The organism is Shewanella sp. MF05913 (genome assembly GCF_059758095.1).
The window spans coordinates 218137-232867 of record NZ_JCAYNT010000005.1; the positions used below are offsets into that span (position 1 = coordinate 218137).

The window sequence follows — 14731 nt, forward strand, 5'->3', positions numbered from 1 at the left end:
CCCGTATAACTTAAAGCACTGGCACTTTATAAGGCATAGCACCTAAATAATCTTTTTTACCGACTTCAACGCCGTTATGACGCAAAATTGCGTAAGCCGTAGTGATATGAAAATAGATATTTGGAACCGCATGCTCAATGGCAAATTCATATCCTGTTAGATACTTACCTTCCCAACGCGGCTGCGACACATGCACCTTGTCAGCATGGCCAAAATCAGCCTCACTAAAGCCTTCAAGATACTTTAGCACTGATGCGATACGCTGACGCAATTCTGCTAATGTGGTTTCACTGTCATCGTGCTTTGGCACTGTGTCCATGTTTCCGGTTAAACGAGCTACACCCACTTTTGCCGTGTCGCAAGCAATCTGCACTTGGCGAATAAGGTTAAACTGATCAGGCGCTAGGCGAGAATTTAACAGCACAGTCATGTCGACTTTTTTCAGTGCAGCAAAGGCTTCTGCTTTATCAAGAATATGGTTTAAATTATTCAGCATCTTGCTGAATTGCACTACAGTCAGATCGTAAAGCATGAAAAATCCCTCAATGAAGCTGCAAAAACTGCAGCGTGTAAGTATTTAGTATTTAGTATTTAGTATTTAGTATTTAGTAGTTAGTAGTTAGTAATGACGAATCAGTAATAACGAGCTTGATTGCAACAAGATGAACCTATTTTCATGCTCATGCAACACATTACTCCGACGAGTATCGCGAGCTTTTACAGTAATGCCCGCAATGCATTAAGCGCATCAACCGAGAAACCCTGATCATAAAAGTAAATCACTTTACCCTGAGGGTTTAACAGCACAACCCGAGCATTATTTGGCTTATCGTTACCGGTAAAAGCTTGTACTTGCTCACCATCTTGATAGACAGTGACCACGCCTTTCCATAGCGGTTTAGGAATACCCGAGCGCATACCGTTGTTTATCAAAGTGCTAAACATCCTCGGAAATAATCCCTGAATAGTCGGCACTTCGTAAACCGGCACCTGAGTTTGGGTCATGTCGAGCCCAATTAACCAACGATCAATATCAAATTGCGAATCTTGTTTATATCCAATTAACAGTAATGATGTTGTTCCTTGTAAATCGTCCGGCAGTGTCATCGCCTGCTGTTCAAGGGTTTCCCCTGACACAGAAGGGAAAAATTGACCTGTAATCGCCTGGTTTGGATAGCTGGTGCTGCAGGCACTGAGAAGCAATATGGCAGTAATTGTAATGAAAAAACGCATGGTTAAGTCCTTTGATAGCAATAACGATTATTGATATACGCTTACAAGCAATAAAAAGATTGTAGTACCCAAATTCAGTTTAGAAGTGTGATCTTCAACACATTACTTATTATGACTCAAATTAAACTGCTCTTGATATTATGAAGACAATATTAATATTGAATTTTCGGTAATCAGTAACGTTTTTTGTCTAAGTCTATCGACAGTAGCATACCCCAACAATTAACTTACATATTTTATCGTTTACGATTATATTACTGATTTAAAGTATAATTTTTTATTTACGTCATCTCGATTAGGAAAGTATCGCCATGGAAAGAGGCACGTTAGTTCGCTGGAACGATGAAAAAGGCTTTGGGTTTATCAAACCTGAAACGGGTAATGATCAAGATGTGTTTATTCATATATCAGCATTAAAGCACATGGCCAGAAAGCCCAAGGTTGGTGATGAGATTGTATTTCATCGTGAAAATCAGCCAGACGGAAAAATCAGAGCCATAAAAGCCAGCATCGAAGGCGTTGCCGTTGTTGCGAACACCCTGCACTCATCAACCAATAGCACCGCACGAAACACACATAGACCCAGCCAAAAACATCACAATCATCGTAACAGCAGCCCAATACTCGGCCGTATGTTTATGATTATTCTGTTTCTTGGGGTCGGGATTTTCGGCTATAAGCAATATGAGAAAATGGGTATAACCCCGATAAAACAACCTGAGACAACTCGAGAAGTCTTTCGGGAAATCAAGCCAGAGGTGCAATACACACCTGTTTGGCGAACCAAAGAGTCTAATTCAACACAACAAAACTTTCGTTGTGAAACAGGTAAGACCCATTGTAGCCATATGAGATCCTGCGCTGAGGCTAAGTTCTATTTGAAAAACTGCCCAAACACTAAAATGGATGGTGACAGAAATGGAAAAGGTGACGGAATTCCATGTGAAAGACAATTCTGTAATTAGCGCCTAACCTAACTTCTTTGTTTGCTTACGATACTGGCTTGGGGTCATATTTTTACAGCGCTTAAAGCTGTGGCTAAAATTAGCCCCATTACTGTAACCAAGCCTTTCAGCGATTTCATCCAGATGCATGGGCGTTAATAATAATGCCTCTGCAATGCCGACGCGCACATCGTCTCGCACCTGGCGCCAACTGGTTTGTTCCTGCTTAAGTTGCCGATGCAAAGTACGAGTAGTGCGGGCTAAATGGGCGGCAATGTCTTCCATTGATGCTGTTAAGCCTAAATGCACTAGGGTGTCTTTTACTAATTTGGCAACGGGCTTCCAGTTTTGTTTTTGCTGTAATAATTGGCTGCATTGCGCTTCACACAGTCTGGCCGTGGCCTCATTACCTTTGGTTAATGGTAAATCGAGCAGAGGCGCTAAATGAGCAAAGCCATTGTAATCAGCATTAAATCGAATATTAACCCCAAGCGTTTGCTCAATATCCGCTATTGATAAGTTCGCCGGTGGGGCTGCAGTAAACTGCAGTGTTATCGGTAAATCTTTATGTTCAAACACCTCGCGCTGGATCATCGCCGCGCCAACCATGTCTCTTACCAACACCAGTTCGCCCAACTCGCCCGGCACATCACATAAAAATGTCAGCGCAATATCATCATTAATCTGGTTTAAGGTGATTTGCGAAAACACATAGGTTAAATCTAAATAGCGTAAGCCCAGTTCAATCGCTTTTCTGGCGGTACTGCTGGCTAAAAGAGCGTAACCCATGATGCCATAACTGGTTAAATGGTATCGACTGCCTAAAGCTACGCCAGCAGTAAACGGCGACGATGTGTGCTGTACTAGATTATTTAATACCTGTAATTCTTGTGTATCTTCAACCAGTTGGTCGTGATCGTGTAATTGCTCGCTTGTCAGCCCTGAGCCATTAAGTAAAACGCCCTCTTCAACACCCTGCTCAATGCCGTAGGCCACAATAATTTGCACACTGGTAATGCTGCGAAATGCCATAAGTTACGACCATGATGTCTTAAAATCACAAATATACGTCCATTTTAAGCGTAGATCAATTAAGCGTAATTTCCTATGCTGGGTAATCGACACAATTTATTAACAATATTTGCATGCGCATGCAGAATAATAAGACTCACAATAATGAGAATAATTGAGGCCCTATGACTCAAACAAAACGCAACCCTTCAGTGGTGATTATTGGCGCCGGTATGACAGGCATTTTAATGACCATTAAACTGCGCGAGGCAGGCATTACCGACATTGTTGTCCTGGAGAAAAAAGAGTCTGTTGGTGGTACCTGGCGAGAAAACACCTACCCAGGCGCAGCTTGCGACGTACCTGCGCACATGTATACCTATTCGTTTGAGCCTAACCCAAACTGGAGTCGTTTTTTTGCCCGCGGACCAGAGATAAAACAATACTTTGAGCACGTGGTCGATAAATACGATGTCGCGCGTGATATACGTTTTAATGAAGCGGTAACCGACGCCCAATATACTGATGGAAAATGGACCGTAAAAACAAACAAAGGGCAAACCTACATTGCCGATTTTATGGTATGTGCCACCGGCATTTTACATCATCCCCAATTCCCAGATATTGCTGGGCTAGACGATTTTAAAGGCGCTAAGTTTCATACCGCACAATGGGATCATAGTGTCGAGATATCAGCCAATACTCGTGTTGGAATAATCGGTACGGGGTCAACGGCGGCGCAAGCGATACCTGAACTCATTAAAACTGGCGCGGCCGTGTCGGTATTTCAGCGTACACCACAATGGTTAATGCACCTGCCGGATTTTACGTTTTCACACACCATGCGAAAACTCATGACCCGTTTTCCAGTTATTACCAAAATCCATCGCAATACCGGTAAATTCTTTTTAGAGCATTTTTTTACCAAAGCCGTGACCGGCCAGTTTATTCAAAAACATCTGTTGAGCTTTTTATGTAAAGCAAACTTACGATTAAGTATTAAAGACAAAGTATTACGTGAAAAACTTCGGCCTAATTATCAAGTCGGTTGCAAGCGAGTCATTATCAACAGCACATTTTATAAAGGCATTCAAAAACCCAACGCACAACTGATCACCGAAGGTATTGAACGCATTACCGAAACCGGCATTATCACCAAAGATGGCAAGCACCACGAACTGGATGTATTAGTGTTATCGACCGGATTTAACGCATTTAACTTTATGCGCCCAATGAACCTCATTGGCCGCAATAATGTACACATTGATAAAGCCTGGTCACATAAAATCAAAGCTTACCGCTCAATGCTACTTAGCGACTATCCAAACTTCTTTTTAATGCTTGGCCCCAATACTCCCATTGGTAACTTTTCGGTTATCGCCATGAGCGAAGTGCAAACAGATTATGTGATCAAATTAATTGATAAATGGCGTGCACATGAATTTGATGAGTTTGAAGCCAAACCACAAGCCATTGATGACTTTACGGCTTATATCAAAGAGGGTTTAAAAGGCACCAGCTGGGTGGGTGGCTGCCAAAGTTGGTATTTAGACGCCGATGGTGACCCTATTTTATGGCCATACACCTGGCAGCGGTGGGTTGATGAAATGAAAGAGCCGCAAATGGAACATATCAATACCACCACGTTTTAATTAACGGTTAACAGAATCATTAAATGGATTTCGTAATGAATAAAAACACCATATTTATTAGCGGCGCGGCTTCAGGTATTGGTCTGGCCACCGCTCAGCACTTTTATAAAAAAGGCTACTGGGTCGCCATGGCCGACATCAATATGGTGCAACTAACACAAGCCACCGAAATATGGGATAGAACGCGAATACGTTTGTTTCAACTGGATGTTGGTGATGTTTCACAAGTACAATATGCTATGGCTAAATTTTGTGCTGAACATAATGATTGTTTGGCGATATTGCTCAATAACGCCGGCATCCTAGAGATTGGCCCGTTTGAAGCCGTCTCGATTGAGCAGCATCAGCGCACCCTTAATATTAATGTTAACGGGGTGATAAACTTATGTCATGCGGCCTGGCCCTATTTAAAAAACCATGGCAACAGCACTGTGATTAATATGTCATCGGCCAGCAGTGATTACGGCGTGCCAGAATTGGCAAGTTATTCGGCCAGTAAGTTTGCAGTAAAAGCACTGACCGAAGCGTTAGAACTAGAGTGGGCAAAATATGGTATTAAGGTTTGCGACGTCATGCCGCCCTTTGTGGCAACCAATATGCTTAAATCACAACAAAACAGCGCTAAAGTGCTGCATCGCCTTGGGGTGAATATCACCGTTCAAGATGTGGTCGCTGTCATCGACAAACAAGTTAGACGCCCAAAAACTCACAGAACAGTCAGCGTGGTTTATGGGATATTACACAGATTAAGTAACGTATCACCGGCGTTTATTAATCGTTTAGTGATGAAATGGTTAAGTCGATAATCCCTTTTAAGCGGATCCAATACACATCAAAAAGGCCATAAAAATGGACAACAATAATAAGCCTCAGCCGTCACCTGACAGCACAATATTACACACTGCTAAACTCGAATCGTCGCAGTTAAACGCCGCTAAAATGTTGTCATTACTGCCTTTATATAAACTCCCCGTAGCCCTGTTTAGGGTTATCTATGCTGCAATGGATAAGCTGGTTGGGCTGAATAAAATTGCCATGTATAAGGTGATAGATTTAACGATTCCAATCAGCACAAATCTTGGCGACACAAATACCATTAAGCTGCGGATTTACCACCCCAGCAGCAACATCCCTAAAAAGACCTTAGTGTATTTTCACGGTGGCGGTGGCGTGATTGGCAGTATTAACACCCATGACCGTTTTTGCCGTTTTCTGGCTCAACACGGCAACATGAATATTATCTCCGTGGGGTACCGTTTAGCCCCTGAACATAAATTCCCTAGTGCCATTTGTGATGCTATCGAAGCCTGGAACTACATTAACGACAACCATCAACAGCTTAATATCAATCCAGAACATATCGGTGTTGGCGGCGACAGCGCAGGCGCCTATTTAGCCTGCATCATAGGTTTGCCGTCATTACACACAACGCTGCCAGTACAAATTAAAGCAAAGCCTAACTTTCAGTTTTTAATTTACCCCATGGTCGATTTACAAGGGCTCAGCGAGTCTTACCGTTGTTTCAATAAGCAGTTATTGCTGACACGCGATTTAATGGATTTTTTTAGAGGCCACTATGTCAATTCACTCGACGAAGTCACCCTGCCCTTAGTCAGCCCACTCCAGGCCGCTGATATAAGCCAATCGCCTAGCACTTACTTATTAACACTTGGGTTTGATCCCTTAAGGGATGACGGTATTGCCTATGCTAATCGATTAAAAGATGCCGGCGTTAACATCCACCACGAGCACTATGACGATTGCATGCACGGATTTATCTCCATCACCACGCTCAGCAAACGTGCCAAACAGGCTTGTCATGATATTGCTGCAGCATTGAAGCGCTTTAATGATTAAATGGCAGATATGAAATAGTTTGATCGCTTATCCCTGCATTCAGATTAGTTAACAAACCAACTTATGCTAAAATGCGCGCTCAGCTTTATGAATGTGCAACCTAACTCATTTGTTTGACTGAACCATCGCCCCAAACAGTAATAACAAATGAGGATATATCATGAGTAAGCTTAATGCAGAAGAGCGCAAAGCGCGCGATAACCAACGTTTTTCACAACGTGTCGATGAACGCAGAGTAAAAGGCGAAGATGTGGTCGGCTATGCACTGGCCAACGAGAAAGCGTTTAAATTTCTGACCAAGACAGAAAAGCACAGCTTTAAAGAACGACAAGCCACGCTTGCAGAAGAAGCAAAATTGAAAAAGCTGCAACAATTTGAGCTTAAAACACAGCAAGAACTAGAAAAAGCTGAAGCGGAATTTACTGATACTAATCAGTAACCGAAGTGTAAACACCAGCCATTAGTCACCATAATGGCTGGCTTGATTTAAGTAAGAAACCTGAGCCCTGGTTAGAGCCCTAGTTAAGTAGACAATCTATTTAGCAACATTATTTACAGGCTCAAAATCCTACCCATTAATGTGTGCAGAATAATGGCTAAAAATTCATTAGCGAACAGATCTTTTGCACAACAGCCCAAACGCCCACTCAAGCCTTAACTTTTAAATATCCCGTTTAGTACACACAAACAAGGCATTGCCTGAGGCTAAATCCCACGGGATGATTCTGTCGTAATCGTGTTCAAATATTTGCACATCAAAATACGGTGCCAACAACGATTCCAGCTCAGTAAAGCTTGTGGCGACCATGGAATGAGAGTCTTGCCACAGCTGTGTGGCGTCAAACTGAGTTTTGGCAATACTCAAATTAAGAGTCTGCATCTCACCTGCACCGCTGTAATGCCAACCCGACTCAAACACAAACTGACTATCTTCAAATTCGGCACTGTGCCTCACTAACGCCTTGTTATTGATTTTATGTTTATCAACGCTGTTAAAACAAAACAAGCCGCCGGTATTTAATGCTTTATGCACACTGACAATACAGGCTTTAAGCGCCTCGACACCTTGAGAATAATGAATGGAATACAAAAAGCAGGTAATTAAATCGAGCTTCTCTTCAACACAAAACTCAGTCATGTTTTGCAAACTAAACTGTGCTTCAGGGCAACGACGGATAGCAATGTCGAGCATAGGCTGATTAATATCAAGCCCGCTGCTTTGAAAGCCTAAGTCGATAAAGTGCCTAACATGCGGTCCTGTACCACAAGCCAAATCTAAATGTTGTTTACCATTATTGCCCAAAATCTGATGCAAACGAGCTACGCTATTGCTTTGCTGTTGGTAGTTAATATCACAACACATTAAATCGTAATAACCGGACAAATCGGTATAAAGGGCATTGGTAGACATAAAATAGAATCGAAGACAGGCTAAATTTAAGGTGGCGCATCATATATCAATTAGCCTGATTGAGAAATCATTAAAACCAGCCAATCTATCAACAATATTGACGCGCTAAACTTTCGCTCCAGTAAATTTGAACGATGCTGGCTGCAAGCACTTATTACCGTTGATTACCTGCTTAACGATGAGCTAACTCACAGTTAGCGCAACGAATACAAACCACTATTTGTAATACAATATTATTGTTGTATTCTGGTGTTCTGTTTTAGTCATGGTTTTGAGGAACAATCCAATGAGAAAGATCCAACTGAGCTTATTAACCGCCAGTTTACTTGCCGGTTCTGCAGTCGCTTCAATTGAACTTGATACTGCCAAAAAATTTAATCTTGACCCCACCCATGCTCCGGCACAAAACTTCGATCTATCAAAGTGGAAAATTACCTTACCGGAACTCTCTACTGAAAAATCAGCCAAGGCGTTAGAAATAGACAAGCAACAGCTTAGCGACACCCAAACGCCTTATTCTCATCCGCAGTGGTTTTATACCGATAAAAACACCGGCGCATTAGTGTTTGTTGCGCCAAATGAAGCACCAACCACCCCCAATAGTAAAAACACTCGCAGCGAACTCCGCGCCATGTTGGCCGATAAATACGATGAACCTAAAAACAATTTCGTTGTAGCATCACACTCTAATGCCAGCGAATACGGCGCGATTGGCGGGCAACTAAAAGCAACGCTATCAGTCGATAAAGTCAGCAGCAGCGGTAATGACAAAAAGAATGGTGCATATGCTGTGGTTATTGGTCAAATTCATGGCTCAGATAACGAACCGCTTAAAATTGTTTACCGTAAATTGCCAGAGCATGATTATGGCTCTTTAGCCTGGAGTTACGAGCTTAACCCAGAGCCAAAACTACAAGATGCTGTCGACAGTAATGGCAAAAAACTTCGCCAAGATATTCGTCATAATGTGTTTGGTAAATACAACCTGCGCCAGGGTGCTAGCGATCCAAAAGATGGTATTAAATTAGGTGAGATATTCGCGTACGAAGTGAATGTTGAAGGCGATACTATGAAACTGACATTTACCAAAAATCCAGGCAGCGACAAACCCATCGTAAAAACCTTCGAAGTTAACCTGGCTCAGGGGAATTACCAGGGCAATAAGGTCGACCTAGGTTATAAAAATGATTGGATGTATTACAAAGCGGGCGTTTATAACCAATGCAACACCAATAAAAGCAGTTCAGATTGCCAATGGCTCGGCATGGAAACAGGCGACTACGCCCAAGCGAGCTTTTATCAACTTGAGTTAAAGCAGTAAGTAATACCATTTACATTAATTAACTGGTCAGTTTTGTCCAGCTTCTAGAGCATAATTTAATTACCCTTTCAGGCTCTGCAATAAAGTGATTCCATGCAATTGAGCACTGTTCAACAATATCGTCATATCCACTAAAACAGCGATTGGCAAGTTCATTTTGACGAAGCCATTGCCACACTTGTTCTACAGGGTTAAGTTCTGGGGAATAAGGGGAAAGTTTAATGATACTCAAGTTATCAAAGCCCTCCGTCAGTTTTTGTTGATGCCACCCTGCGCCGTCCATAATGATCAGCGCATAGCGTCCAAATTCAGTCGCTTCTGAAATTAATTTCAAGTGTTCTAACATATATTCACTACTGGCATACGGGGCAATAATTGCCTCTGTCGCACCTGTGGCAGGACACACCGCACCATATAAATAGGCGGATTCAAACTGTTGTTGCCTTACTGACCGTGGTCGGCTTCCTTTCAATGCCCAAATATGGGTTGTGGTATTTTGCTGGCCGAACCTGGCTTCATCTTGAAACCACACATCAATGCGATCTAACGATACATGACCAGGGGTGTTAAGGATCGTTGACAGTTGGAAGTTTTTTAAAAGCGTCCTGAACATCTTGAGATTGTTTTGGGTGACGAGAGCGTGTTGTTATCCATGAAAAGCCTAATTGATGCAGTATTCTGTAGATGTTGGCCTGCTTAAAGGTTACGTTAAATTCAGATTGAATAAAAAGACAAACATCTCTTGCCATTAATCTACCACCACTCTCAGATAAGCTTTGAGCTTGTATAAACTCTTTCAGACTTGCCTGTTGTTTCGCTGACAATTGTGCGGGCCTACCTGGATTATGTTTATCATCCAGGCCATTGATACCATTAGTTAAATAGTTTGTAACCCAGGCATTTACACTTGTTCTACTGACCTTCAACATGTTGGCAATCACGGTGCGAGAATGACCTTCGGTAAAGTGGAGTAAGGCGAGGTAACGCATACGTTTACGAGCGCTTTTTTCAGATTTAGCTAATGCAGCAAGAGTGATATTATTCATAAATATAGCAATAAGAGAATGACGGTTAATTAGATCATATATTTAATGTAATTGGTATAACAGGTTATTGATACTCATTGGTTAGCTTAACTTTTTACAATACCCATTATAAGACCATAACATCCCGATAATTTCGTGTCGGGATGTATCAATGTTTGACATGACGCCACTCAGAAATGTACTTTAAAAGTACTCCAAACCGTAAACCTGCCATGTCACTAAGTACCTAAAAACTCGATACGTTCAGGTATCAAAAATTTCTTAAGCGAATAGTAAAGTAACGCAGTTATCACGGTTTTAGGCAAAGTTGCAATGGGTTCTTACTCAATCCAAAAGCATCTAGAATCAAACGATTATAGTCATTGCCCATATTCTTTGGCTTCATTAAACTGGGTTGAATACATCCATTGTAATAATTGTTTTACTGTACCTCATAGACAGGATCTTTAGCAATAAACCTATATTTTAGATAGAAAAAAGGCCTTATTTATGATCTGATAATTGTCGCCAAACAAATCAACATGACCAATAAATAAAGCCGATGACAATTATCACCTTAAAAAAGCAATTTATGCAATTCTTCAATGCAGACATCCTTCAAAAAATGGCAAAGCGCACAGGGTTTATACAGCGAAATCGCGCTGTATTACCTGAACTATTGGTGCCGAGCTTGGTCTCTGCGTTGAGCAAAGGGAACTGCCATGCCATTGCTGACTTACATCGTCAGTTTAATGGTATGTGTCTGACAGAAAATGATAATGTGGCTTACAAACCTTTTCATAATCAGCTCCGCAAAGCCGCCTTTGCTGATTTTATGAAGCAACTGGTTCAGCTGGCTATCGCTCAGTTTGCACGCCAACAATGCGCTTCGCTTCCGAAGAAGTTGTCAGGCTTTGATGATATTTTGCTTCAGGACGGCAGTTCTTTTCATGTTCACAAGGCGTTAGCTGACGTGTACCCAAGCCGCTTTAAGCGTAATCCCGCCGCGATAGAGTGCCATATGACCATGTCATTGCGCACATTTAATCCCACAGCAATGGCGATAAGTGCTGATACCGCTTCAGAAAGAACCTATCTCCCCATGGCCTTTAGAATGAAAAATACACTGCTTCTGGCTGATGCGGGCTATCCTGATTTCGAATATTTTGCCAATGTGGAACGCCATAATGGTTTCTATATTTTTCGGGGGAAAAAGTCACTCAACCCAAGAATAGTTGAAGCTAGAAATGGCAAGGGCCGTGTGCTGCCTAAGCTTGCCGGAGTGAAACTTAAAGACATCACGCGTCGCACCAATCGCTCAGAAGTGCTTGACCTAAAAGCCCAGCGGGGAACGCAGGAATTTCGAGTGATAAGGCGTTGGTTTGCAGAAGAAAAGAGATTTTGCATCTGGCTAACCAACTTACCGGCAGAGTCTTACTCAGCCGATGACATTATGGCGATTTACCGCTGCCGCTGGCAGGTTGAGCTGCTGTTCAAAGAGTTGAAATCACATACAAACTGGCAGAGATTTGCCACCGCGCAGAAAGCGATAGTTGACGGCCTAGTATGGGCCAGCCTGCTGGCACTTATCATCAGACGCAGCACAGCGATGCGCATCATGCCTTCAGTTTCGCTGTTCAAAGCGGCAAAGAATGTGGACGTTTGGCTGCTGCCAATCTTTGAGTGTATCTGTCATCGGGCTTGGTCAGAAATAACAGAAAAGATAGACTGGGCGGTCTGCTATATAACAATAAACGCAAAAAAGTCACAACAAAGAAAATCTAGAAAAGACATAACGTTAGATGGAATTTTTTCAGGCCTTAATGCTTAAGGTCCAGTGTATGTACTGTACCTTAGTTGTTAAAATTTTAACTTGCTATCGGATTTTTAATTATATGGAGATTGATAATCATGAATAAAAGTGTGCACCTTAAACAGTTTTCCAATGACGAACTTCTTTTTGATGAAAATGAAACAACCATCATTTTAAAGTTTATATTTATGAATCAGCATGAATTGATAGATGAATTGATTATTACTGATGCTGTGCGTGGTTTTGCTCAAGGATTGTTGTTGGAAGCTGTAGATTCCTCATATGCAATGGGGTTTATTGACGCTTTATTTGGTTCATTGATGAATCCTACTGCAGGAGTTAAAAAAGTGCTTGTTAAATTTGGCAGAAAATCTCTCAAACATTGGTTTCATCATGCATCAACTAACGACTTAATGCGTATTCAGATTTACGATATCGTGCGTAAGCAGCTATCGGTTAGTTTTCTGACAATATTGAAAATGCATGCGAATGGCATAGCAAAGATAGATACCCCTCACTTTGGAATACTTGCTCTACATGGTAATAATAAAATTGTGTGGGGTTAAATATGAAGCTTAGAACTTTATTCATTGGTGTTGCGGCACTTGTTATAATTTATATCATTGGTGCTAGCTACACACTATCGAATAGAAAGATTGAAGATGTCATTCTGTGTGGTGCCGGTGAAGATGGTCTGTATATTCCTCATACACTTTGTCACACTTTTTTAATTAATTTTAGACTAATGGATTCAGATATCGCAGAGTTGGAATCTAGAGGAGGCATCGCAACCCTATTTGGGATTGTAAATGAAGATAAAAAGTACCTCTATTTAAAAAAATTTATTAACAATGGTTCTTCAGTGAATGCACCAAGTACGATTAGTAGCCTACCGCCACTTCATACTGCGTTATTGCTTAATGATAGTAAATTAGTCAATTTTTTGATTCTTCAAGGCGCAGACCCTAAACAAAAAAATATCCAATTCGACTTGAATGCCTATGACTTCGTTGTTCATTTACAAGCTAAAAAACCTTTGCTCGATAGAAGTGACGTTTTAAAAGCACTGTCTCATTAACCCCCCGTTCATAATAAAATGCGTATGAATGGAATCTGAAAAAATGTTAAAGATTACGTTAAAAACGATGACATAAGTACGCTCTTACAATAAAAAGCCTCAATATAGCTAAGTATTGAGGCTTTTTGCATATCAAAATTCAGATTTCAAATCTTTAAATCAAATCTAAAATTTATGCCTGTAATACATTTAACAACAAATAAATCGTGTTAGAAAAAGCACTCATCATGACATTTAGTTTTTAAAAAGGGCACTGAAACAAAGTAGCTATTACCGCTTGCGTCTGATCAACTTACTTAATAATTCAAAACAATCAAGTACAAACACCTACCGTACCAAACGCATCAGTTCATTAGCATCTAACACCGCAGGCTTTCTTTTAATGAGTACACCTTGAGAGTCAAACAGAAAGACTTCAGTCAATCCAGCATTATGCTTCGCAATAAACGCCTCGCCCTCTGGCGTTGCCGTTCTGGCAAGTAAAAAGAACACATTATCACCAAGATGATCACGGGCTTCATTCATTTGCTCAGTTTGGGTGATACTCGACACAAGGTTAGGATCGTAAACAAACACAATTGCAGGTTTACCCGTGCCTATTTTCTCGAGATCTGACGTAAATCCCTTAGGCATTTGCGTAACGAGTAGGCTAAACAGCAACACGATTAACGCAATGATACCAATTGCAATCCAGGGCATTTTTCGCTTGGTGTTTGAATTCGCTTTATCCATAATGATAGATCCCTCTTATTGCTGATGAAATATAATTAGGGCCTGTTGATCTTTGCAGGTTAAATTTTGTTCGAGTTAAAAACGTTTTAATCGAGGCGAATGGATTGATGCCTAGTCATCTAAGCAAAATTCATTCAACAAAGAGTAAAACGTTTTTAGCCGAACCCTTCGGGCAGCGTTTGTTGGCCATTTTTACTGCGTTATCGACTTTTTATGTAGAATAACTACACCTCTAAGTCTCTGCCTTGTAAAAGTGGCCAACAATTCGCTGCAAAAACAACCTTGAAAGATCAACAGGCCCTAATGATTTTAGTTTAATGGGTCAACCTGAGCACTAGATTAAAATAGACTAAATAAATATACACGTCAGCAGGTTATCTTTTAGTCTGCCCTAACAATTCCTTTTATCCTACTAAATAACCTTAACTCTGGATAAATAAGATACGCCACAAAAAGTCTAGCCTGTTACCCTATTGACTTACTGAGGTATTAACAAGCTGTTAGCACTATTTTCATGAAGAATTTAAGCTGCTACCCAATGCTGTTTTCAATCTTTTAGAGTCAGTAATAGGTTTATTGACTACCACTAAATCTTAGATAAAGCATCACCAGACTTGCCATAATATGTCAGCGCAGTTACAGTTCACTATCACA

The 14731-nt window shown here is 41.2% G+C and carries 15 protein-coding genes; 9 read left to right on the forward strand and 6 right to left on the reverse strand.

The window, feature by feature from the left end; translation table 11 throughout:
* Positions 1-10: 10 nt before the first annotated feature.
* Together AC19MV_RS09345 and AC19MV_RS09350 are read right to left on the reverse strand one after the other, a co-directional pair.
* Positions 11-532, reverse strand: a complete 522-nt coding sequence (locus AC19MV_RS09345) for a DUF1993 domain-containing protein (RefSeq protein WP_498307189.1) — start codon at positions 530-532, stop codon at positions 11-13.
* A 185-nt stretch (positions 533-717) separates the two neighbouring features.
* The gene (locus AC19MV_RS09350) at positions 718-1233 is read right to left on the reverse strand and encodes a hypothetical protein (protein WP_498307191.1); all 516 of its coding nucleotides are present in this window, start codon (positions 1231-1233) and stop codon (positions 718-720) included.
* A gap of 311 nt (positions 1234-1544) precedes the next feature.
* Between AC19MV_RS09350 and AC19MV_RS09355 the strand changes: the two genes are divergently transcribed.
* Complete coding sequence (locus AC19MV_RS09355; protein ID WP_498307193.1) at positions 1545-2198, forward strand: cold shock domain-containing protein; 654 nt, start codon at positions 1545-1547, stop codon at positions 2196-2198.
* A gap of 3 nt (positions 2199-2201) precedes the next feature.
* Here the strand turns inward: AC19MV_RS09355 and AC19MV_RS09360 are convergent, their stop codons facing one another.
* Entirely contained in the window at positions 2202-3209 is a 1008-nt protein-coding gene (locus AC19MV_RS09360; protein WP_498307195.1) for an AraC family transcriptional regulator, read from the reverse strand.
* A 164-nt stretch (positions 3210-3373) separates the two neighbouring features.
* Between AC19MV_RS09360 and AC19MV_RS09365 the strand changes: the two genes are divergently transcribed.
* The 4 genes from AC19MV_RS09365 (at position 3374) to AC19MV_RS09380 (ending at position 7136) form a co-directional block, all read left to right on the forward strand.
* Positions 3374-4840 (forward strand): flavin-containing monooxygenase, encoded by a 1467-nt coding sequence (locus AC19MV_RS09365; RefSeq protein WP_498307197.1) that lies wholly within the window; start codon positions 3374-3376, stop codon positions 4838-4840.
* 35 nt (positions 4841-4875) lie between these two features.
* Complete coding sequence (locus AC19MV_RS09370) at positions 4876-5646, forward strand: SDR family oxidoreductase (protein ID WP_498307199.1); 771 nt, start codon at positions 4876-4878, stop codon at positions 5644-5646.
* Positions 5647-5689: 43 nt separating this feature from the next.
* Positions 5690-6697 carry an alpha/beta hydrolase gene (locus AC19MV_RS09375; protein WP_498307201.1) on the forward strand — a complete coding sequence of 336 codons (1008 nt, stop codon included), beginning with the start codon at positions 5690-5692 and terminating at the stop codon, positions 6695-6697.
* A 160-nt stretch (positions 6698-6857) separates the two neighbouring features.
* Entirely contained in the window at positions 6858-7136 is a 279-nt protein-coding gene (locus tag AC19MV_RS09380) for a DNA polymerase III subunit epsilon (protein WP_432401009.1), read from the forward strand.
* A gap of 222 nt (positions 7137-7358) precedes the next feature.
* On the opposite strand, the gene AC19MV_RS09385 is transcribed toward AC19MV_RS09380, so the two are convergent.
* Positions 7359-8108 (reverse strand): class I SAM-dependent DNA methyltransferase, encoded by a 750-nt coding sequence (locus AC19MV_RS09385; protein ID WP_498307203.1) that lies wholly within the window; start codon positions 8106-8108, stop codon positions 7359-7361.
* Between the two features lie 286 nt (positions 8109-8394).
* Between AC19MV_RS09385 and AC19MV_RS09390 the strand changes: the two genes are divergently transcribed.
* Entirely contained in the window at positions 8395-9429 is a 1035-nt protein-coding gene (locus AC19MV_RS09390) for a polysaccharide lyase family 7 protein (RefSeq protein ID WP_498307204.1), read from the forward strand.
* Between the two features lie 19 nt (positions 9430-9448).
* On the opposite strand, the gene AC19MV_RS09395 is transcribed toward AC19MV_RS09390, so the two are convergent.
* Positions 9449-10475, reverse strand: a protein-coding gene (locus AC19MV_RS09395; protein ID WP_498307205.1) for an IS630 family transposase whose coding sequence is annotated in 2 segments (ribosomal slippage) — positions 9449-10018 and positions 10020-10475 — 1026 coding nt in all. Because the reading frame shifts where the segments join, the coding sequence is not laid out codon by codon here.
* Positions 10476-11016: 541 nt separating this feature from the next.
* Here AC19MV_RS09395 and AC19MV_RS09400 point away from each other — a divergent pair.
* From AC19MV_RS09400 to AC19MV_RS09410, 3 genes are all read left to right on the forward strand, one after another.
* A complete protein-coding gene (locus AC19MV_RS09400) occupies positions 11017-12285 on the forward strand; it encodes an IS4 family transposase (RefSeq protein ID WP_498307207.1) in 1269 nt (422 codons plus the stop codon).
* An 80-nt stretch (positions 12286-12365) separates the two neighbouring features.
* Entirely contained in the window at positions 12366-12833 is a 468-nt protein-coding gene (locus AC19MV_RS09405) for a hypothetical protein (RefSeq protein WP_498307209.1), read from the forward strand.
* Positions 12834-12835: 2 nt separating this feature from the next.
* Positions 12836-13345 carry a hypothetical protein gene (locus tag AC19MV_RS09410; protein WP_498307210.1) on the forward strand — a complete coding sequence of 170 codons (510 nt, stop codon included), beginning with the start codon at positions 12836-12838 and terminating at the stop codon, positions 13343-13345.
* Positions 13346-13672: 327 nt separating this feature from the next.
* On the opposite strand, the gene AC19MV_RS09415 is transcribed toward AC19MV_RS09410, so the two are convergent.
* Entirely contained in the window at positions 13673-14077 is a 405-nt protein-coding gene (locus tag AC19MV_RS09415; protein WP_498307212.1) for a hypothetical protein, read from the reverse strand.
* Positions 14078-14731: the final 654 nt, after the last annotated feature.

Coding starts and splice junctions, on each gene's coding strand:
- AC19MV_RS09410 (WP_498307210.1), top strand. CDS start 12,836: ATGAAGCTTAGAACTTTATTCATTGGTGTTGCGGCACTTGTTATAATT.
- AC19MV_RS09355 (WP_498307193.1), top strand. CDS start 1,545: ATGGAAAGAGGCACGTTAGTTCGCTGGAACGATGAAAAAGGCTTTGGG.
- AC19MV_RS09380 (WP_432401009.1), top strand. CDS start 6,858: ATGAGTAAGCTTAATGCAGAAGAGCGCAAAGCGCGCGATAACCAACGT.
- AC19MV_RS09415 (WP_498307212.1), bottom strand. CDS start 14,077: ATGGATAAAGCGAATTCAAACACCAAGCGAAAAATGCCCTGGATTGCA.
- AC19MV_RS09345 (WP_498307189.1), bottom strand. CDS start 532: ATGCTTTACGATCTGACTGTAGTGCAATTCAGCAAGATGCTGAATAAT.
- AC19MV_RS09400 (WP_498307207.1), top strand. CDS start 11,017: ATGACAATTATCACCTTAAAAAAGCAATTTATGCAATTCTTCAATGCA.
- AC19MV_RS09390 (WP_498307204.1), top strand. CDS start 8,395: ATGAGAAAGATCCAACTGAGCTTATTAACCGCCAGTTTACTTGCCGGT.
- AC19MV_RS09350 (WP_498307191.1), bottom strand. CDS start 1,233: ATGCGTTTTTTCATTACAATTACTGCCATATTGCTTCTCAGTGCCTGC.
- AC19MV_RS09385 (WP_498307203.1), bottom strand. CDS start 8,108: ATGTCTACCAATGCCCTTTATACCGATTTGTCCGGTTATTACGATTTA.
- AC19MV_RS09375 (WP_498307201.1), top strand. CDS start 5,690: ATGGACAACAATAATAAGCCTCAGCCGTCACCTGACAGCACAATATTA.
- AC19MV_RS09370 (WP_498307199.1), top strand. CDS start 4,876: ATGAATAAAAACACCATATTTATTAGCGGCGCGGCTTCAGGTATTGGT.
- AC19MV_RS09405 (WP_498307209.1), top strand. CDS start 12,366: ATGAATAAAAGTGTGCACCTTAAACAGTTTTCCAATGACGAACTTCTT.
- AC19MV_RS09360 (WP_498307195.1), bottom strand. CDS start 3,209: ATGGCATTTCGCAGCATTACCAGTGTGCAAATTATTGTGGCCTACGGC.
- AC19MV_RS09365 (WP_498307197.1), top strand. CDS start 3,374: ATGACTCAAACAAAACGCAACCCTTCAGTGGTGATTATTGGCGCCGGT.